Source organism: Streptomyces sp. NPDC087270 (assembly GCF_044744625.1).
Lineage (GTDB): Bacteria > Actinomycetota > Actinomycetes > Streptomycetales > Streptomycetaceae > Actinacidiphila.
The window spans coordinates 351,672-370,983 of sequence record NZ_JBIUYR010000006.1 but is presented as its reverse complement, the minus strand read 5'-3'; the positions used below and the strand labels follow the sequence as shown (position 1 = coordinate 370,983).

The window sequence follows — 19,312 nt, the reverse complement described above, 5'->3', positions numbered from 1 at the left end:
ACCTCCTCTCAAAGGGTCTGCTGCGGATTTCAGGCGTCGCCGCCGAGATTGATGCCGGGCGTGGTGAGCTCATTGCGGGTGAGGTTCCACTTCTTCATGATCGATCCGTACGTGCCGTCGTCGACCAGCTTCTGGAGCGCCTTGACCAGCACGCCGCGCAGCGGCGAGCCCTTGGCGACGACAGCGCCCTGGTACAGGTCGTGGAAGCCGTTGGCCGACTTGGTGCCGGACAGCTCCAGTTGCCCCTTGGACTGCGAGACGAAGTAGGTCAGCGGCGACTCGGAGGAGAAGAACGCGTCGGCCCGTCCGGACCGCACGGCCAGGATCGAACTGGGCTGGTCCTTGTACGACTGGACGGCGATGGCCTTCTTGCCGTCCTTGACGCAGGTCTGCGACTGCGAGCGGATGACGGACTCCGCCGAACCGCCGGCCTGGACGGCGATGCGCCGGCCGCAGGCGGTGGGCAGGGAGTCGATGCCGGCCGGGTTGCCCTTCGGGACGGCGAAGACCACGAACTCCTTGACCCAGTCCACGAAGTCGTTCGCGCCCTGCCGGTCCTTGAAGTCCCCGACCGGCCCGAGCGCCAAGTCGTAGCGGCCCGCCTTGATGCCGGTCAGTTCGGAGGGCAGCCCGTCGGCGGTGACGTTCTGGATCTTCACGCCGAGCAGCCGGCCCAGGGCATCCGCCAGGTCCGCGGAGGCGCCGGTGAGGCTGGAGGTGTCGGAGCCGGCGATCTCGTACGGCGGGAAGGAGCCGCCGTTCACCGACACCAGCGTGCCGGACGAGCGGTTCTTGGCCGGCAGCATGGCGTGCAGCGCGGGGTCCTCGGTGATCGAGGTCTGCCGGCCGCCGGAGGTCTGCGCGCCGCCCTGGGACTCCGGCGGGTTCGCCGCGCAGGCGGTCAGGGCGAGGGCGCAGGTCAGGGCGGCGGCCGCGCCGGCGAGGGCGGATCTCATGAGGGGCCTCCCAGCAGTATGGGGTCGGGGTTGACGGCGAAGCGGCGGTTGGCCAGCACCGGCAGGGTGCGCCGGGCCGTCGCCGTGGCCTCGGGGTCGATGTCGGCCCAGGCGAGCCCGGGACCGGCGGCCAGCCGCGCCCGGACGGTGCCGAGCGGGTCCACCAGCATGCTGTTGCCGATGTTGCGCGGACCGCACTCGCCACTGGCCGCCACCCAGCAGGTGTTCTCCAGCGCGCGGGCGGTGACCATGACCTCCCAGTGGCGCTCCTTGGCAGGACCGCGCACCCAGGCCGCGGGCAGCGCGAGCACCTCGGCACCCGCGTCGACCAGCAGCCGGGCCAGTTCCGGGAAGCGTACGTCGTAGCAGGTCATCAGGCCGACCTTGGTGCCGGCCACCTCGACGACGACGGGCGGCTCGTCCGCGGGGCGGACGTTCACCGACTCCTGGTCGCCGAAGGCGTCGTAGAGGTGCAGCTTGCGGTAGCGGGCGACCAGGGCGCCGTCGCGCAGGACCACCAGCGTGTTGAAGACCCGACCGTCGTCGGAGGGCTCGTGGACGCCGACGACCACGGTGGCGCCGCCGCCGCGGGTGGCCGCGGCCAGCTCGCTGACGAAGGGGCCGTCCAGCGGCTGCGCGACCTCGCGGATACGGTGCCGGTCCTCGGTGAAGCGGGCCAGCACGCCCTCGGGCAGGACCAGCAGGTCCGCGCCCCCGCGTTCGGCCTGCTCCAGTGCGTCCTTGCAGGCGGCGAGGTTGTCCTGCCAGTCCGGACGGGCGGCGAACTGTCCTACTGCTGTACGCATGGCGTGGTGCTCCCGGTCGGGGCCGCGGACCGGTGAGCTGTGGTCGCGGCGGGCGGTTCGGTGACGTCGACGGTGTCGAGGGCCGGGTCGGGGAAGACCACGGCCGGGTCGATGGGCTCGGGCCAGACGCCCTGCTCGTGGAGTTCGGCGCAGAACGCCCGGGTCATCGCGGCGTTGGGCAGCGCTCCGTACGGCATCCAGTCGCCGTCGAAGAGCAGCGCCGACTCGGTGAGCTGGTGCAGCAGCCAGGGTTCGGTGTCCGCGAGCAGGCGGCGGCGGCCCACCCAGCGGCGCTTGGACTCCTCCAGCGCCGCCAGCAGCGCGGCGGGCAGGTCCGGATGGGCCCGCACGACCTCGCGCTTCAGCGTCACCAGATGGATGCCGGGGACGAACCCGGTGGTCCGCCAGTACGCGCGCTCGGCGGCCGGGTGGTCGGCGAGCAGGTGGCGGAAGCGGCTGCCGGCCGTGAACAGTTCCGGCGGCATGAACGGTGTCAGGATCGCGTCCACGCGGCCCGCGGCCAGCTCTCCGACCAGCGACTCCCCCGCCGACATGGCCGACACGTTCGGCGGCAGCGGGCGCGCGCCCAGCCGGCTCTTGCCGATCTCGCCCGCCTCCAGCGGCCCCACCCGCCACTCCACCCCGGTCAGGTCCACTCCGGCGGCCCGGATCAGCGCCCGGGTCCAGGTGTTGCCGGAGTCCGGCCAGCCGGTCAGGCCGATCCGGGTTCCGGCGAGTTCCTCCAGCGCGTGCAGCGGGCTGTCGGTGCGCACCAGCACGCAGCGGTGGCGGAAGCCTCGCATCACGAACGCCGGCAGGCCGACCAGCCGGTCGTCCCCGGCCGCCACGGCCTGCACGTAGCGGCTGAACGAGGTCTCGCCGCCGTCGAGTCCGGGCTCGGCCAGCACGTCGGGCGTGACCTCGCGCGACTCGATGCGGACCGTGCAGCCCGGTACCTCCACGCCACCGGAGGCCAGCGGGACGAGATGGTCCCAGTCACGAAGTCCCAGTCGGACCACAGGGGAGGACACAGTGCGCAACTCCTCGCGTGTACGAACTTTCCACGCATAGCTCTCATACGGCCTGCGATGCAAAGGAGGCTATTGTTCACCCAGGACGGTAGACAAGAGTTGTTTTGTTACTGAACATAGGTTTTCCACGTCGTAACCTGCTGAGGGTGCGTCAGAGTGCGGTCCGGGCGAAGGGCGGGGCGATGCAGGAGAAGGCGATCAGCGGGGCGGGCGCGGCGCAGGAGGCCGGCGGCACGGCCACGGAAGAGGAAGGCGGGGGCTGGTCCGCGGTCCGGCTGGCCGGGCGGATCACCGACCCCAGCGCCCGCGGCATCGCGGCGGCCATGACGGACCTCATCCGGGCCGGTGACCTGGCACCCGGCAGCGCGTTGCCGACCGTGCGCGCCCTGGCCGCCGCGCTGGAGGTCAGCCCCGGCACCGTCGCGGAGGCGTGGGCCCTGCTGCGCGGACGCCGGACGATCGCCACGCTCGGCCGACGCGGCAGCGTCGTCAGCGGGCCGCCGTCCGTGCCCCACCCGGTGCGCTACGAAAGGGTCGGCGACCTCGGTCCCCACCTCACCCTGGACCTCGCCGTGGCCGCCCCCGACCGGGCGCTGCTGCCGGCCCTGGACGGCGCCCTGCTCGCGGGCGCCCGCACGCCCCAGCTCAACGACTACTCGCGCACGGCCGTCACCTCAGCCCTTCTGGACGCCGTACGCGGCAGCTGGCCGTTCGAGCCGGAGGCGTGGATGGCGGTGGGCGGCGGCTACGAAGGCGTACACCTGCTCTGCCAGGCGCTGATCGCGCCCGGCGACCGGGTCGCGGTGGAGGAGCCGACGGCGGCTCGGCTGCTGGACATCCTGGAGTCCCTGGGAGCCCAGATCCTGCCCGTCGCCTGTGACGCGGAGGGGCCGCTGCCGGACTCGCTCGCCGACGCCGTCGCCCGTCGCCCCACGCTCTTCCTGCACCAGGCCCGGGCGCAGGCGCCCTGCGGCTGGACCGTGAGCCCGGCCCGGGCCGCCGCGCTGGCCGCCGTCCTGGAGCCCGCCCGGAACCTCACCGTCATCGAGGACGACGGCATCGGCCCGCTGGCCCGCACCGCCGCCGGCAGCATCGGCACCCATCTGCCCGAGCGCACCGTGCTGGTGCGCTCCTACAGCAAGGCATACGGGCCCGACCTGCGCATCGCCGTGCTCGGCGGGCCGCGCGAGGTGGTCGAGCGCGCCCGGGTGCTGCGCACCTTCGGCATCGGCTGGACCAGCCGCATCCTCCAGGACGCCCTGGCCCACCTGCTCACCGACGACACGGCGAGCCGTACCGTGCGGGCCGCCGCCGACCGGTACGACCTGCGCCGCAGGGGGCTGGCCGACCGGCTGGCCCGGCACGGCGTGCCCACGGCCAACCGGGACGGCCTGATGCTCTGGGTGCCGGTGGCCGACGAGACCTCCACGCTGGTCACCCTGGCGGCGCGCGGTATCACCGTGTCCCCCGGCAGCCGCTTCTGCGTCTCCTACTCCCTGCCGCACGTCCGGGTCGCCACCAGCCGCCTCACCGACGACCCGGAGGCGCTGGACAGGACCGCCGCCGTCCTCGCGAGGGCCGCCGTCGCCCCGGACGCGCCCTAGCCGCACTGCCCTGTGAGGTTGGGATCTCCGCGGCGTCGCGGCCATCCCGGCACGCCTGGCCGACTCCCCCGACGCCGCCTAGAGTTCGGGGCCGTCTCCCGGGGTCTCCTGGAAGGAGTAGCGCTGCTCGCTCCAGGGGTCCCCGACGTTGTGGTAGCCCCGCTCCTCCCAGAACCCGCGGCGGTCGGCCGTCATGTACTCGATGCCGCGGACCCACTTGGGCCCCTTCCAGGCGTAGCGCTTGGGGACCACCAGGCGGACGGGGAAGCCGTGTTCGGCGGTGAGCGGCTGACCGCTCTCGTGCGTCGCGAAGATCGTGAGGTCGTCGAGGAAGTCGTCGATGCGCAGGTTGGAGCTGAAGCCGTACTCGGCCCAGACCATGACGTGGGTGACGTCGTCCGCGGGCGGCGCGAGCTTCGCGACGGTGGTGGCGGCGACCCCGCCCCACTCCATCCCGGTCATCGAGAACTTCGTGACGCAGTGGAAGTCGGCGACCACGGTGGCGTACGGCAGCGCGGAGAACTCGTCGTGGTTCCACACCGGCCGCGCCCCCTGCGCGGTGGCACCGAAGACACGGAAGTCCCAGCGGTCGGGGCGGAAGCGGGGCACGGGGCCGTAGTGCGTGACCGGCCAGCCCCGCTGGAGCCGCTGCCCCGGGGGGAGCCGCCCCTCCGGATGCTCGTGCCGACCCATACCCCCATGGTGACAGACCCGCCGCGATGCTTCCGCCGCGAGGCGCCACTCACCGCCCCCACCAGGGGTTTCGCCGCGCCGGGCGGCGCCTCCGTAAGCGTGCACTTACTGGAACAGGCCGCTGGGCGGTGCGAGGATGCCCGGAACTGTCGAGCCCGAACGGGAAGGACGGCGTTGCCATGCAGGGCGACCCCGAGGTCATCGAGTTCCTCAACGAGCAGTTGACGGCCGAGCTGACCGCGATCAACCAGTACTTCCTGCACGCGAAGATGCAGGACAACTTCGGGTGGACGAAGCTCGCGAAGAACACCCGCGCCGAGTCCTTCGACGAGATGCGGCATGCCGAGATCATCACCGACCGCATCCTGCTGCTGGACGGCCTGCCGAACTACCAGCGGCTGTTCCATGTCCGGGTGGGGCAGACCGTCACCGAGATGTTCCAGGCCGACCGGCTGGTGGAGGTCGAGGCGATCGACCGGCTGCGCCGGGGCATCGAGCTGATGCGGTCGAAGTCCGACGTCACCTCGGCGCGGCTCTTCGAGGACATCCTCAAAGACGAGGAGCACCACATCGACTACCTGGACACGCAGCTCGGGCTGATCGAGAAGCTGGGCGAGCCGCTCTACATCGCGCAGCAGATCGAGCAGCCGGAGAGCTGACGCGGGGCGGGGCCGTTCCCGGTCAGGCGACGCGGCGCAGCGGCAGCGGCAGGGCCGGCGGTACGGACCCGGGCTGCGGCAGCACCGAGGGCTCCAAGGGCGCCGTCACGGGCTCCCGCGGCGCGGTCGCCGGCTCCACCGGGGCCCTCGCCGGCTCCAGCCTGGTGCGGGTGGCGCAGCCGTCGCCGCGGCCCAGGACCGCCTGGATGCGCTTGACGCAGGAGCCGCAGTCGGTGCCGGCCTTGCAGGCGGAGGCGATCTGGCGCGGGGTGCGGCGGCCCTCCTCGGCGTGCTGCTTGACCTGCTGCTCGGTGATGCCGAAGCAGGAGCAGACGTACACGCGGTCACCGCCGATCGAGGCCAAGGGCTACTGAGGTAATCCTTACCTTACCCAGAGGTCCCGGCGGAAGAAAAGCCACGAGGGGCGCGGATCGATGTGATCCGCGCCCCTCTGCCGTATCTCGGTGCCTGGTCTCGGCGCCGGGTCTCCCGGGGTGCTACTGGCCCCGGTACATCTCCGCGACCAGGAACGCCAGGTCCAGCGACTGGCTGCGGTTGAGCCGCGGGTCGCACGCCGTTTCGTACCGCTGGTGCAGGTCGTCGACGAAGATCTCGTCGCCGCCGCCGACGCACTCGGTGACGTCGTCGCCGGTCAGCTCGACGTGGATGCCGCCGGGGTGGGTGCCCAGGCCGTGGTGGACCTCGAAGAAGCCCTTGACCTCGTCCAGGACGTCGTCGAAGCGCCGGGTCTTGTGGCCGGAGGCGGCCTCGAAGGTGTTGCCGTGCATCGGGTCGCAGACCCACGCCACCTTCGCCCCGGACGCGGTGACCTTCTCCACCAGCGTCGGCAGCTTGTCCCGCACCTTGTCCGCGCCCATCCGCACGATGAAGGTGAGCCGCCCGGGCTGCCGGTCCGGGTCGAGGCGGTCGACGTAGGTGAGCGCCTCCTCCGGGCTGGTGCCGGGGCCGAGCTTCACGCCGATCGGGTTGCCGATCCGCGAGGCGAACTCGATGTGCGCGCCGTCGAGCTGCCGGGTCCGCTCGCCGATCCAGACCATGTGCCCGGAGACGTCGTAGAGCTTGCCGGTGCGCGAGTCGGTACGGGTCAGCGCGGTCTCGTAGTCGAGCAGCAGCGCCTCGTGGGAGGCGTAGAACTCGACCGTGCGGAACTCGGCCGGGTCGGTGCCGCACGCGGCCATGAAGGTCAGCGCGCGGTCGATCTCGCGGGCGAGCGCTTCGTAGCGCTGCCCGGACGGCGAGGACTTCACGAAGTCCTGGTTCCAGGCGTGCACCTGGCGCAGGTCGGCGTATCCGCCGGTGGTGAAGGCGCGCACCAGGTTCAGCGTGGAGGCGGAGGCGTGGTACATCCGCTTGAGCCGCTCCGGGTCCGGGATGCGGGCCTCGGAGGTGAACTCGAAGCCGTTGACCGAGTCGCCCCGGTAGGTCGGCAGCGTGACGCCGTCGCGGGTCTCGGTCGGCTTGGAGCGCGGCTTGCTGTACTGCCCGGCGATCCGGCCGACCTTGACCACCGGCACCGACGCGGCATAGGTGAGCACCGCTCCCATCTGGAGCAGCGTCTTGAGCTTGTTGCGGATCTGGTCCGCACCCACGGCGTCGAACGCCTCGGCGCAGTCGCCGCCCTGCAGGAGGAACGCCTTGCCCTCGGCCACCGCGGCCATGCGGCTGCGCAGTTGGTCGCACTCGCCGGCGAAGACCAGCGGCGGATACGAGGCGAGCTCGGCGATCACGTCGCGCAGAGCCTCGGGGTCCGGCCACTCGGGCTGCTGCGCCGCGGGAAGAGACTGCCAGGTGTTGACCCCGGCATGGGTTTCGGCTTTCACGGTCACGGGCTCCACAGTACGGGGTCCGATGGGTGCCGGATCGGGCCGCTCAGTGGATGAGACATCTCGCCACCGGATACGGACGGCTGCCGCCGCGGTGCGGTAGGGTCGGTGCCATGACCGCGATGATCACCCGCACCACCCAGCACACCTGCTGGCGGACCGCTTCTCCGGCGGCCCGTTAGACATCGCGCGCAGATCACCTCGCGAAGGCCGCCCAGGGGGCGGCCTTCGGTGTTTCCGGGTCCGGCCGCCCCCTTCCCCGCCCGTCAAGGAAGGAACGCCCGCCGTGCCCCTCTCCGCCCCGCCTCCCACCGCCGCGCGACTCGTGGAGCGCCTGCTCACCCCCGGCTGCCCGCCGTTCGCCCTGCTGCACCGCCAGACCCCCGGCCGCCCGCGGGACGTGGTGGAGGTGCTGCTCGGCCCGATCGAGCACGCCGACACGCTCGCCGGTATCCCGCTGCCCTCCGGCGCGCCCGGCGCCCCCGTCACCGACGCGCTGGCCCTGGTGCCGTTCCGGCAGATCCGCGAGCGGGGCTTCGACGTCCACGACGACGGCACCCCGCTGGCCGTGCTGCGCCCGCAGGAGGCGTACGAACTCCCGCTCGCCGAGGTGCTGGCCGCCTTGGAGGCGCTGCCGGGCGGGCGCGAGGTGCGGGTCGAGGGCGGCGCGTTCGACGTCGACGACGACGCGTACGCGCGGATCGTGCGGCAGGTGATCGACGACGAGATCGGCACCGGTGAGGGCGCCAACTTCGTGATCCGGCGCACCTTCCGCGGCTACCTCCCGGACTTCGACCCGGCGGCCGGGGGCACCTCCCGGGCGAGGGTTCTGGGGGAACTGGCGCTGTTCGCCCGGCTGCTGCGCGGCGAGCGCGGCGCGTACTGGACGTACACGGTGCACACCCCCGAGCGGACGCTGGTCGGCGCCAGCCCGGAGGTGCACGTGCGGATGTCCGGCGGCACCGTGGTGATGAACCCGATCAGCGGCACCTACCGCTACCCGGCGCAGGGGCCGTCCGCCGAGGGGCTGCTGGAGTTCCTGCACGACCCGAAGGAGGTGGAGGAGCTGACCATGGTGGTGGACGAGGAGCTGAAGATGATGTGCACGGTCGGCGACCTCGGCGGGGTCGTGATCGGGCCGCGGCTCAAGGAGATGGCGCACCTGGCGCACACCGAGTACGAGTTGCGCGGGCGCTCCAGCAAGGACGTGCGGGAGGTGCTGCGCGACACGATGTTCGCCGCCACCGTCACCGGCTCGCCGGTGCAGAACGCCTGCCGGGTGATCGAGCGGTACGAACCGCGTGGCAGCGACGGCTCCGGGCGCGGCTACTACGCGGGCGCGCTCGCGCTGCTCGGGCGGGACGCGGGCGGCGCCCAGACGCTGGACTCGCCGATCCTGATCCGCACCGCCGACATCTCCCCCGCCGGCGAGTTGAAGGTGCCGGTCGGCGCGACCCTGGTGCGGCACTCCGACCCGTACGCGGAGGTCGCCGAGACGCACGCGAAGGCCGCGGGGGTGCTCACCGCGCTCGGGGTGCTCGCGCCGCCCGCGGGGACGCGGCGGGCCTCGGCGGGGTCCGGCGCGGGCTCGGCCGCGCCCCGGCTCGCCGACGACATCCGGGTGCGGGCCGCGCTGGACGCCCGGCGCTCCAAGCTCGCGCCGTTCTGGCTGCGGATGCGGACCGGCGGCCCGGCCACCGCCCCGGCCGACGGCGACGCGGCGTCCGGCGGACCGGTGCTGGTGGTGGACGCCGAGGACACCTTCACCGCGATGCTCGCGCACGTGCTGCGCTCCTCCGGCCGCACCGTGGCCGTACGGCGCTACGACGAGCCCGGGCTGCGGGAGGCCGCGCTGGCGCACCTCGGGCCGGTGGTGCTGGGCCCCGGCCCCGGCGACCCGGCGGACACCGCCGACGCCAAGATGCGGTTCCTGCGCGCCCTCACCGCCGACCTGGTGCGCGACCACGCGCACGGGCTGCTCGGGGTGTGCCTCGGCCACGAGTTGATCGCGGCCGAACTCGGCCTCGACCTGGTCCGCAAGGACCACCCGGCGCAGGGCGCGCAGGAGGTGGTCGACTACTTCGGCACCCGTACGACGGTGGGCTTCTACAACACCTTCACGGCCCGCTGCGACGCCGACGCCGCCGAGGAACTGGCCATGCACGGCATCGAGTTGAGCCGCGACCCGGGCTCCGGCGACATCCACGCGCTGCGCGGACCGGGCTTCGCGGGCATCCAGTTCCACCCCGAGTCCGTGCTCTCCCTCGACGGCGCCGCCCTCGCCGCCGGGCTCCTCACCCACATCGCCACCACCGCCCGGGCGGTGCGACCGCCGGTATAGCGTGGTCGGCGTGGTTTTCGGGGGCCGCCCGGCCGACGGGGCGGGCGGCTCGGGGGAGGGAGCGCAGTCATGGGATTCCGCCGCAACAGGCCGCAGTTGCCGCCGGAGGAGGACCCGGTGCCGTGGCGGGAGGTCACCCGCTTCGTCGTCGGCCGGCGGGTGCGGGGCGACGAGAGCCGCATCGTGCGCCCGGCCTACGGGCCGCCGGCGGTCCGGGTGCCGAACGGCGGCGAGAACCGGTTCGCGCCCGCGGTGTTCATCGAACAGCCGCACACGGCCGAGGAGTTGTACGACCTGTACGGCGCCCTGGACAGGGCGCCGGTGTGCCGGGTGCTGCCGCTGGCCGGGACGGGGACGGACACCGCGGACCGCGGGGACGTCGACGGCCACCGGGTGGTCGACCCGGCCGGCGCCGAGATCGGCCGGGTGTTCCGCACCCCGCGGGCCAAACGCTCCGTCCAGCAGACCCTGTGGTTCCAGCAGCCGGGACACCCGAACGTGGTGGCCCGCCACCACTGGGCGACCGGCTCGACCCGTGAGGTGGCGGGCCGGGTGACCACGGCTGCGGTCGGCACCGCGGCCGTGGTCGCGGTGGGCCTGGCGCTGAGCGCCATCGGGCTCGACGGCGACGGAGACGGCGAAAGCACCGGCGACAGCGGGCGCTCCTCGTCGAAGCCGGTGACCTGGCGGGCCGGCGACGAGGACGTCCTCGACTACCTCCCGGGCCAGGGCCGCCAGCGCCCCTACGTCCCCCGGGCCGACTGGCTCGACCTGCGGCTCGCCTTCGCCCTGGCCGTCCTCCGCGAGAGCTGGTGACCGGACGCAGCGCCCGGGGCCGGGGGCACCGGGGTCATACGGCCAGGGGCTGCGCGTGCGAGGCGTGCGGGGCCTCGGCGCCGAGCCCGACGTGCCGGGGCTCCGCGCCGAGCCCCTCCACGCCGAGCCCCAGCACGTCGCCCACCAGGTGCGCGACGGCGCTCAGCAGCCCGGCTTCCGACGTCGTCCCGTCCAGGACGAGGTCGGCCCGGTCCCGCGCGGGGGCCACGTACTCCGCGTGCCGTTCGCGCCCGCTGAGCAGGTAGTTGCGCAGCGAGACCCCCGGGTCCTGCCCGAAGACCTCGATCTTGCGCAGGATCTTCCGGGCCAGCCGGATGTCGTCGGGAGTGTCCACGTACACCCGCCAGGTGGCGCGCTCGGCGACCGCGCGGAGGGTGAGCGCGAACAGCCCCTCCACGACGACGAGCCGGTGCCGCCCGCCGGTGGCCGCCGCGTCGATCGCGGTGGCGACGGCGTCCTCGTCGATGGAACCGGGATGGTTCCAGTCGAGCGTCTCCGCCCCGGTCGCGCTCAACGTCCGCACCCCGCGCCCCGGATCGTGCGCGGGCACGTAGAAGTCGTCGAGGTGGACGAGACCGACGGTCTCGGGATGGTGCCGCGCCAGCGCTTCCGCAAGGGTGGACTTGCCGGAAGCGGTGCCGCCTGCGACCGCGAGTACGGGCACCGCGTGCCCTCCCACAACACCCGTCATACCGGGCGCTCCTCAGGTGCTCAAAAAAGGTGGGGACAGGACGAGAAGGGGAAAACCAAAGCGGCCGGACATGCCGGGTGGAGGGATGGTAGGGCGCGCGGATGGCCTACGGCAAGCGCCGTAGGCCATGAGTCGGGCAACGTGCGGAACCGGTGCGTCCGGCGCCGCGACCAGGGCGGTGACCAGGGCCGGACCGAGGCCGGACCGGAGCCCGAACCGGCAGCCGTCACCGGGGCGCACCCCGCGGCGGGGAAGCGACGGCCGCGCTACCCGAAGAACACCTCCGCCTCCGCGTAGAGGGCCGGGTCGACGGTCTTGATCCGGGCGGTCGCGTCGCCGATCGGCACCCGCACGATGGCGGTGCCGCGCAGCGAGACCATCGTGCCGAAGTCGCCGTCCCGGACCGCGTCGATGGCGTGCAGCCCGAACCGGGTGGCCAGCCACCGGTCGAAGGCGCTGGGGGTGCCGCCGCGCTGGACGTGGCCGAGCACCGTGGTGCGGGCCTCCTTGCCGGTGCGCTTCTCGATCTGGTGGGCGAGCCACTCGCCGACGCCGGACAGCCGGACATGCCCGAAGGAGTCGAGGGTGCCGTCCTTGAGCACCATGTCGCCGTCGCGGGGCATCGCGCCCTCGGCGACGACCACGATCGGCGCGTAGCGGATCTTGAAGCGGCTCTCCACCCAGGCGCAGACCTGGTCGAGGTCGAAGCGCTGCTCGGGGATGAGGATGACGTTGGCGCCGCCGGCCAGGCCGGAGTGCAGCGCGATCCAGCCGGCGTGCCGGCCCATCACCTCGACCACCAGGACCCGCATGTGCGACTCGGCGGTGGTGTGCAGGCGGTCGATCGCCTCGGTGGCGATGTTGACCGCCGTGTCGAAGCCGAAGGTGTAGTCGGTGGCGGACAGGTCGTTGTCGATGGTCTTGGGGACGCCGACGCAGGGGATGCCGTGCTGCTCGTACAGTTCGGCGGCCACCCCGAGGGTGTCCTCGCCGCCTATCACGATGAGCGCGTCGACCTCCTCCTCGGCGAGGGTGCGCCGGACCCGGTCGGCGCCGCCCTCCACCTTGAGCGGGTTCGTGCGCGAGGAGCCGAGTATGGTGCCGCCGCGCGGCAGTATGCCGCGGACGGCGGGGATGTCGAGACGTACGGTGTCCCCTTCGAGGGGGCCGCGCCAACCGTCGCGGAAGCCGGTGAAGTGGTAGCCGTATTCCTGGGTGCCTTTACGGACGATGCCGCGGATGACCGCGTTGAGGCCGGGGCAGTCTCCGCCGCCGGTCAGGACTCCGACCCGCATGGACTCTTCCCTTCGTCGCAAGCCAGCTGTGCCGGATGTGCAACCTCCGCCAAGCTAGCGTGACTTGGGTCACATGTCGCCGTCCCTGCGGTCGTCCGCCGCGCTCCCCCGGGCGCCCTGGTCACCCCGGCCGCGCGCGTCGGCCCGGCCCTCCTCGCCGCCCTCGTCGTCGAGGCCGCGCGCGATCGCGTACCGGACCAGCTCCACCCGGTTGTGCAGCTGGAGCTTGCCGAGGGTGTTCTGCACGTGGTTCTGCACGGTGCGGTGCGAGATGACCAGGCGCTGGGCGATCTGCTTGTAGCTCAGGCCCTTCGCGACCAGCCGCAGCACCTCCGTCTCGCGCTCGGTCAGCCGCGGCGCGGCCGGCTCGTCGGACTTCGCCGGCACCGGCTCGGTGGCGAGCCGGCGGTACTCCCCCAGCACCAGCCCGGCCAGGCCCGGGGTGAAGACCGGGTCGCCGGCCGACGTACGGCGTACCGCGTCCACCAGCTCGGCCCGCCCGGCGGACTTCAACAGGTAGCCGGTCGCACCGGACTTGACCGCTTCGAGTACGTCGGTGTGCTCGCCGCTGGCCGACAGCACCAGCACCCGCAGCGCCGCATCGTGCGCGATGGCCTCCTTGCACACCTGTACCCCGGACGCGCCGGGCAGGTTCAGATCCAGGACGAGCACCTGGGGGCGGGCCGCACGGGCCCGGCGGATGGCCTCGGGCCCGTCGCCCGCGGTGGCGACCACCTCGAAACCGGCCTCGGCGAGGTCGCGGGCGACCGCGTCCCGCCACATCGGGTGGTCGTCGACGACCATCACCGTCACGGGCCGGTCCGGCCCGGCGTGCTCGGCGGTGCCGAGGGTCATGGCGTGGGTCCCCCTTCGGTCCGGCCGGCGTCGGTACCGGCCGGTTCGGTGCGTACGGCCGAGGCTACCGGGCCGCCGGGTACGGTCCCCGGCCGCGGGAGCGCGGGGGATACGGCGGCGGGGCGCGGCTCCGCGGTCGCCGGGTGCGGGCCCGTACGCCGGAGCCGCCCCTTCTCCGGCACCGCCTTCGGCAGCCGCAGTTCCACCTCCGTGCCCTGGCCGGGCACCGAGAGGACCTCGGCGCTGCCGCCCAGGTCCCGCAACCGGCCCCGGATCGACTGCGCGACGCCCAGCCGCCCCTCCTGCGCCGCCGCGGCCAGCCGGCCCTCCGCGATGCCCGGGCCGTCGTCCCGCACGGTCACCAGCACCGCGTCCGGCTCGTCCTCCAGCAGAATCCAGGCGTGCGCCTGCTCGCCCGCGTGGTTGCGGACGTTGTCCAGTGCCGCGCCGACCGCCGCGGCCAGCTCGGCCGCGGCGCCCGGGTCCAGCGGCACCGGCGTGCCCGGCGCCGACACGGTGACCCGGCCGGAGGCGTACCGGGCCAGCAGCGTCCCGAGGTCGACCGGGCAGTCCGGCACGGGCGAGCCGTCGGGAGCGGTCGGCGACGGCTCGGGGGTGCCCGAGATCAGCGAACGCAGCGCCACCTCCTGCTCGCCGGCCAGCCGGCCGAGTTCCGCCGCCTCGCCGCCCGCCTGGTCGCCCCGGCGCTGCACCATCGCGAGCACCTGGAGCACGTTGTCATGGATGTCGCGGGCCAGCCGCTCCCGTTCCTGGGTGGCCGCCTCGATCTGCAGCGCCCGGGCCAGGGTGCGCTCACTCGCCCGGGCCACCTCGACGACGTAGCCGATGGCGATCGCCGCGATCCACACCAGCACCAGGTTGTGCAGGGTCTCCGGGCTGGGGGTGCCGCGCTCCACGAGGTCGGCCGCGGCCACCACCGACGCGGCCAGCGCCGCCCAGCGCCAGCCGCCCTTCACCGCCCACGCCAGCACCGATCCGGCGGTCCAGATCGAGGGAAGCGTGAACGCGCCGGACTCTATCCGCGCGGGCGCGTCCACCACCGCGGTCAGCAGCACTCCGGTCACCGCGACGGCCAGGTCCACCACGAGGAACGCGGGCGTGCAGCGTGCCGCGTTCTTCACCCGGCCCAGCGTGGCGAACGTCCACAGCGTCAGTACGCCCATGTACACGCCACCCGGCAGCGGGTGCCGCAGCTCCCCGGACGCATGCACGTACAGCGCCACCGCGTACCCGCAGGTCAGCACCCGATACGCGAGCAACGCCCGCCACAGCGGCAGCTCCACCGACATCTTCACGGCCACGCGTTCCTTTCCCCCGAACCGCCAGTCTCCCCCGGGCCCCGGGTGCGCTGCCCTCTTTTCACGGGAGGACCCGCACGAAATCAGCGCGCAGGGGGCGCCTCCAGGCGAAGCTCCGGGGAGAACGGAGCGCGCAACCACCCACCGGCCCGCGGCCGGTACCCGAACTCAGCCCCGACGGCGAGGATCAGGCCGCCCCACCCGAGAAGGTCCCGGGACTCACGCTTCCGGATCGGACGGGGGGTCCGCCTTCGCCGCCTCCGCGATCATCCGCTTCGCCGCCGTCGCGTAGATGTCCACGTACTCCTGCCCGGACAGCTTCATGATCTCGTACATCACCTCGTCGGTGATGGAGCGGAGGATGAACCGGTCGTGCTCCATCCCGTTGTAGCGGGAGAAGTCGAGCGGCCGGCCGATCCGGATGCCCGGGCGGATGGAGAGCTTGGGCATGACCTGCCCCACCGGCTGGACCTTCTCCGTGTCGATCATGGCCACCGGGATGACGGGCGCGCCGGTGGCGAGGGCGACCCGGGCCAGGCCGCCCGGCTTGCCGCGGTAGAGCCGGCCGTCGGGCGAGCGCGTCCCCTCGGGATAGATCCCGAACAGCTCACCGCGTTCGAGCACCGCGATCCCGCTGTTGATCGCGGCCTCGCCGGCGCCGCGCGCGCCGGAGCGGTCGACCGGGAGCTGCCCGACGCCCTTGAAGAACGCGGCCGTCAACTTCCCTTTGACCCCAGGGGTGGTGAAGTACTCCGCCTTCGCGATGAAGGTGACCTTGCGGTCGAGCATGGACGGCAGGAAGAAGGAGTCCGAGAAGGACAGGTGGTTGCTGGCGAGGATCGCCGGACCGTCCTTCGGAATGTTCTCCATCCCCTCCACCCACGGGCGGAAGACAGCCTTGATCGGCTTGCCGAGAACGATCTTCATCGCGCCGTAGAACAACGGGGCCTCCTGTTGCCGTCGCGATGACCTTAACCCGCGCGGGGGCCGGTGGGGCTTACCCCTGGGGATCGGGTCCGCGTACGCTGAACGTCCGACTCCCGTGTACCCGCGTACGCGTCGTTGAACAGGAGATGCACGGTGCCGCTCATGCCCGGAGCAGAAGCGTACCGCCATGAAGGCGGCGAGACCGGTGTCCTGATCTGCCATGGTTTCACCGGCTCCCCTCAGTCGATGCGCCCGTGGGGCGAGTACCTGGCGGAGCGGGGGCTGACCGTGTCCGTGCCGCTGCTGCCCGGACACGGCACCCGCTGGCAGGACATGCAGGCCACCGGGTGGCCGGACTGGTACGCCGAGGTGGACCGCGCACTGCGGTCGCTGCTCGACTCGTGTTCCCGGGTGTTCGTGTGCGGCCTGTCCATGGGCGCCACCCTCACGCTGCGGCTGGCCGAGAAGCACGGCGCCGCGATCAGCGGGCTGGTCCTGGTCAACCCGTCGGTGAAGGCCGACGGGTTGCAGATCAAGGCGGTACCGCTGCTGCGGCACATCCTGCCGTCCGCGCCGGGCATCGCCAGCGACATCGCCCGCGAGGGCGGCGTCGAACTGGGCTACTCCCGGGTGCCGATGCGCGCCCTGCACTCGCTGACGAAGTTCTGGCCGGTGGTGCGCGCGTCGTTGCCCCAGGTCACCCAGCCGGTGCTGCTGCTGCACAGCAGGGAGGACCACGTGGTGCACCCGTCCAACACGGCGATGGTGCTGGGCAGGATCTCCTCCACCGACGTCACCGAGCTGGTCCTGGAACGCAGTTACCACGTCGCCACCCTCGACCACGACGCCGAGCGGATCTTCGCCGAGTCCCACGCGTTCATCGAGCGGCTGTCCGCGACCACGGCCACCGAGGAGGTCACCGCCGGTGGCTGACGCCGATCGCGAGGACGAGGGCGCCGCGCCGCTCGACGAGGACGCCGCCTGGGCGGCCCTGGTCGCCGGTTACGACGAGGAGCCCGAACCCGGGGCCGGGTCCTGGCCCGAGGCCGAGAACGTGACGCCGGACCAGCCGAAGACGCCGCCCGCCGAGGACCCCGCGGCCATCACCCCGCCGCCGACCCGCAGCATCGTCATCCACCCGGTGATCTCCGGGCCGCGGGACTACGAAGTCGAGGATGACGACGAGGACGCGCACTACGTCCCGCCGGAGCCGCCGCCGCTGCCCGAGGCCGACGTCACCACCAAGTTCGCCTGGCTCGCGGTGCTCGGCGGGCCGCTGCTGCTGCTCGTCTACGTCCTGCTCCAGCTCGACATCACCTGGTGGGTGATCCTGGTCGGCGTCGGCGGGTTCGTCGGCGGGTTCGCCACGCTGGTGGCCCGGATGCGGACGGGCGACGAGGACGACGAACGCCCGGACGGCGGCGCCGTCGTCTGACCGGCAGCCCGGCCGCACGGGCGGCCCGGCCGTTGTCGGGGCAGCCCGGACATCGTCCGGAGGAAACGGCCCGGGCCGGGACGCGCGTGACCCCGGGCCGGGACGCGCGTGACCCCGGGCCGGGACGCGGGGCCCCGGACCGGGACGGGAAGGCGCTAGGCCGGGACGCGCAGGGCCGCCAGCACCGGGAGGTGGTCGGTGGCCGAGGCGAGGTCGGTGCGCTTGACGCCCGGGAGGTCCAACGGGACGCCGGCGCCGAGGACTTGGATGCCCGTGGAGGCGAAGATCGCGTCGATCCGCCGGCGGGGACCGAGCGCGGGAGAGGTGGGCTCGCCGCCCCACGGTTCGGTGGCCCAGGCGTCCTGGAGGGTGCCGGCCAGCCGCCGGAAGGCACGCCCACCGGGCGGGTCGTTGAGGTCGCCGCCGACCACCCGGTGCTCCTCGCCGAGGGCGTCGAGGCGGCGCAGCAGGAGGTCGGCCTGCTCGGCGCGCTCGTCGGCGCGCAGGCTGAGGTGTGCGCTGAGCACGGACAGCCGGGTTCCGCCGAAACCCAGCACGGCGGTGGCGAAGCCGCGCTGGTGGAGCCCGGGGGTGCGCGGCAGCAGGATGTCCTCGGTGCGGATCACCCGGGCCCGCAGGGACGCGAGGACCATCGGCCCGGCGGCGGGAGCGCCGCCGGTGACGTAGAAGAGCCCGGTCGACTCGGCGAGGCGGGCCGCGGCCTTGCGCCACCGGAAGAACCGCGGGGCCTCCTGGACCAGGACGAGGTCGGGGGCGCAGGCACGGATCACCCGGGCCAGCGCCGCCGTGTCGTCCCGCAGCGAGCGGACGTTGTAACTCAGTACGCGGATGACCGCCGAGCCCCCTGGCTCCGTGGCGGAACTCGGCAGATCTTCCACTCGCGCTGCGCTTTCGTCGTGTCGTCCGGGTCGGCTCGAACCGGAGGGGTCGAGCCGGAGAGGTCGAACCGGTCGGGTGGGATGGGTCGGGTGGAACCGGTCCGGTGCGACCGGTCGGGTCGGGTCGGGTCCAGTCGGTCCGTTTCCGGTCCGGGCCGGACCCGAGCGCTCAGCCCTGGCGGGCCAGGTCCGCCGCCCCCACCAGCCCTGCCTTGCCGCCGAGTTGGGCGGCGAGCACCTGGGCGTGCGGCCGCCACTCGCCGCCGATCAGCCAGCGCCGGAACGACTTGCGGATCGGGTCGAGGACGAGCTCGCCCTCGTCCGAGACGCCGCCGCCGACGATGAACGCGGACGGGTCGAAGAGCGAGGCGAGGTCGGCGAGGCCGGCGCCGGCCCAGCGGGCCAGCTCGCGGAAGGAGTCGATCGCGACCGGGTCGCCCTGCCGGGCGGCGGCGCTGATGTGCCGGCCCTCGATGCTCTCCGGGGTGCCGTCGCCGAGGGCGAGCAGCACCTGGGCGTTCTCCGGAGTGGCGTTGGCACGCTGCTTCGCGTACCGGACCAGGGCGCGGCCGGAGGCGTACTGCTCCCAGCAGCCCTGGCTGCCGCAGCCGCAGAGCAGGCCGTCGGGCACCACGCGGACGTGGCCGAACTCCGCGGCGACGCCGAACCGGCCGCGGCGCAGCTTGTTGCCGATGATGATGCCGCCGCCGAGCCCCGTGCCGAGCGTGATGCAGATCACATCGGAGTGGCCCTGTCCGGCGCCGAAACGGTACTCGCCCCACGCCGCCGCGTTGGCGTCGTTCTCCACCACGACGGGCAGCCCGACGCGCTGTTCGACCTTGTCCTTGAGCGCTTCGTGCCGCCAGTTGATGTTGGGCGCGAAGAGCACGGTGGCGCGCTTGTCGTCGACGTAACCGGCGGCGCCGATGCCGACGGCCTCGATCTGATGACCGGTGCTGACCTGGCGTACCGCCGCCACGATCGCGTCGATGACGCCTTCGGAAGTCGACGGTGTCGGCACCTTGACGGTCTCGAGAATCGAGCCTTCCTCGTCGACCACTCCGGCCGCGATTTTGGTGCCGCCGATGTCGACGCCGATGGTGAGTCCCATGTGTCCCTC

General features: G+C 73.1%; 19 protein-coding genes. 6 read left to right on the top strand and 13 right to left on the bottom strand.

The genetic code is table 11. The features are described from left to right. Positions 1 to 29: 29 nt before the first annotated feature. From ACIPAE_RS15155 to ACIPAE_RS15145, 3 genes are read right to left on the bottom strand one after another with little or no spacing between them, the layout of a single operon-like run. A complete protein-coding gene (locus ACIPAE_RS15155; protein WP_402445394.1) occupies positions 30 to 956 on the bottom strand; it encodes an ABC transporter substrate-binding protein in 927 nt (308 codons plus the stop codon). Continuing rightward, positions 953 to 1,762, bottom strand: a complete 810-nt coding sequence (locus tag ACIPAE_RS15150) for a deaminated glutathione amidase (protein WP_329370396.1) — start codon at positions 1,760 to 1,762, stop codon at positions 953 to 955. The genes ACIPAE_RS15155 and ACIPAE_RS15150 overlap by 4 nt, the downstream gene beginning before the upstream one ends. Beyond that, positions 1,747 to 2,793, bottom strand: coding sequence for a hypothetical protein (locus tag ACIPAE_RS15145; RefSeq protein ID WP_402445393.1), 1,047 nt, complete (start codon positions 2,791 to 2,793; stop codon positions 1,747 to 1,749). Before ACIPAE_RS15145 ends, ACIPAE_RS15150 begins: the two co-directional genes overlap by 16 nt. A gap of 146 nt (positions 2,794 to 2,939) precedes the next feature. On the opposite strand from ACIPAE_RS15145, the gene ACIPAE_RS15140 reads away from it, so the two are divergent. Beyond that, the gene (locus ACIPAE_RS15140; RefSeq protein WP_402445391.1) at positions 2,940 to 4,397 is read left to right on the top strand and encodes an aminotransferase class I/II-fold pyridoxal phosphate-dependent enzyme; all 1,458 of its coding nucleotides are present in this window, start codon (positions 2,940 to 2,942) and stop codon (positions 4,395 to 4,397) included. 78 nt (positions 4,398 to 4,475) lie between these two features. Here ACIPAE_RS15140 and ACIPAE_RS15135 read toward each other — a convergent pair whose 3' ends face one another. Next, positions 4,476 to 5,090, bottom strand: coding sequence for a sulfite oxidase-like oxidoreductase (locus tag ACIPAE_RS15135; RefSeq protein WP_328463024.1), 615 nt, complete (start codon positions 5,088 to 5,090; stop codon positions 4,476 to 4,478). 179 nt (positions 5,091 to 5,269) lie between these two features. Here ACIPAE_RS15135 and bfr point away from each other — a divergent pair, with 179 nt between their 5' ends. Beyond that, positions 5,270 to 5,749, top strand: coding sequence for a bacterioferritin (bfr, locus tag ACIPAE_RS15130; RefSeq protein WP_329370389.1), 480 nt, complete (start codon positions 5,270 to 5,272; stop codon positions 5,747 to 5,749). 22 nt (positions 5,750 to 5,771) lie between these two features. Here the strand turns inward: bfr and ACIPAE_RS15125 are convergent, their stop codons facing one another. Then, positions 5,772 to 6,089, bottom strand: a complete 318-nt coding sequence (locus ACIPAE_RS15125; protein WP_402445504.1) for a bacterioferritin-associated ferredoxin — start codon at positions 6,087 to 6,089, stop codon at positions 5,772 to 5,774. Between the two features lie 157 nt (positions 6,090 to 6,246). Continuing rightward, positions 6,247 to 7,596, bottom strand: coding sequence for a class II 3-deoxy-7-phosphoheptulonate synthase (locus ACIPAE_RS15120; protein ID WP_329370387.1), 1,350 nt, complete (start codon positions 7,594 to 7,596; stop codon positions 6,247 to 6,249). Positions 7,597 to 7,879: 283 nt separating this feature from the next. Here ACIPAE_RS15120 and ACIPAE_RS15115 point away from each other — a divergent pair, with 283 nt between their 5' ends. Further along, positions 7,880 to 9,934 carry an anthranilate synthase family protein gene (locus ACIPAE_RS15115; RefSeq protein ID WP_366413904.1) on the top strand — a complete coding sequence of 685 codons (2,055 nt, stop codon included), beginning with the start codon at positions 7,880 to 7,882 and terminating at the stop codon, positions 9,932 to 9,934. Between the two features lie 69 nt (positions 9,935 to 10,003). Then, positions 10,004 to 10,750: a hypothetical protein gene (locus ACIPAE_RS15110; RefSeq protein ID WP_366413905.1), complete on the top strand. Its 747-nt coding sequence runs from the start codon at positions 10,004 to 10,006 to the stop codon at positions 10,748 to 10,750. 34 nt (positions 10,751 to 10,784) lie between these two features. On the opposite strand, the gene ACIPAE_RS15105 is transcribed toward ACIPAE_RS15110, so the two are convergent. The 5 genes from ACIPAE_RS15105 to ACIPAE_RS15085 form a co-directional block, all read right to left on the bottom strand. Next, positions 10,785 to 11,462, bottom strand: coding sequence for a uridine kinase (locus ACIPAE_RS15105; protein WP_402445388.1), 678 nt, complete (start codon positions 11,460 to 11,462; stop codon positions 10,785 to 10,787). Between the two features lie 266 nt (positions 11,463 to 11,728). Continuing rightward, on the bottom strand, positions 11,729 to 12,757 hold the full coding sequence (locus ACIPAE_RS15100) for a 6-phosphofructokinase (RefSeq protein ID WP_329370379.1): 1,029 nt from the start codon (positions 12,755 to 12,757) through the stop codon (positions 11,729 to 11,731). A 69-nt stretch (positions 12,758 to 12,826) separates the two neighbouring features. Next, a complete protein-coding gene (locus tag ACIPAE_RS15095) occupies positions 12,827 to 13,612 on the bottom strand; it encodes a response regulator transcription factor (protein WP_329370378.1) in 786 nt (261 codons plus the stop codon). Then, positions 13,609 to 14,922, bottom strand: a complete 1,314-nt coding sequence (gene macS, locus ACIPAE_RS15090) for a MacS family sensor histidine kinase (RefSeq protein WP_329374373.1) — start codon at positions 14,920 to 14,922, stop codon at positions 13,609 to 13,611. Before macS ends, ACIPAE_RS15095 begins: the two co-directional genes overlap by 4 nt. Before the next feature lie 228 nt (positions 14,923 to 15,150). Next, the gene (locus ACIPAE_RS15085) at positions 15,151 to 15,873 is read right to left on the bottom strand and encodes a lysophospholipid acyltransferase family protein (RefSeq protein WP_402445386.1); all 723 of its coding nucleotides are present in this window, start codon (positions 15,871 to 15,873) and stop codon (positions 15,151 to 15,153) included. Between the two features lie 138 nt (positions 15,874 to 16,011). On the opposite strand from ACIPAE_RS15085, the gene ACIPAE_RS15080 reads away from it, so the two are divergent. Further along, positions 16,012 to 16,791 (top strand): alpha/beta fold hydrolase, encoded by a 780-nt coding sequence (locus ACIPAE_RS15080; protein ID WP_329370374.1) that lies wholly within the window; start codon positions 16,012 to 16,014, stop codon positions 16,789 to 16,791. Continuing rightward, a complete protein-coding gene (locus ACIPAE_RS15075) occupies positions 16,784 to 17,293 on the top strand; it encodes a hypothetical protein (protein WP_329370373.1) in 510 nt (169 codons plus the stop codon). The genes ACIPAE_RS15080 and ACIPAE_RS15075 overlap by 8 nt, the downstream gene beginning before the upstream one ends. A gap of 155 nt (positions 17,294 to 17,448) precedes the next feature. Here ACIPAE_RS15075 and ACIPAE_RS15070 read toward each other — a convergent pair whose 3' ends face one another. Together ACIPAE_RS15070 and ACIPAE_RS15065 are read right to left on the bottom strand one after the other, a co-directional pair. Continuing rightward, positions 17,449 to 18,192 carry an endonuclease/exonuclease/phosphatase family protein gene (locus ACIPAE_RS15070; RefSeq protein ID WP_366413909.1) on the bottom strand — a complete coding sequence of 248 codons (744 nt, stop codon included), beginning with the start codon at positions 18,190 to 18,192 and terminating at the stop codon, positions 17,449 to 17,451. Between the two features lie 169 nt (positions 18,193 to 18,361). Continuing rightward, on the bottom strand, positions 18,362 to 19,303 hold the full coding sequence (locus ACIPAE_RS15065) for an ROK family glucokinase (RefSeq protein ID WP_328463049.1): 942 nt from the start codon (positions 19,301 to 19,303) through the stop codon (positions 18,362 to 18,364). Positions 19,304 to 19,312 lie beyond the last annotated feature (9 nt).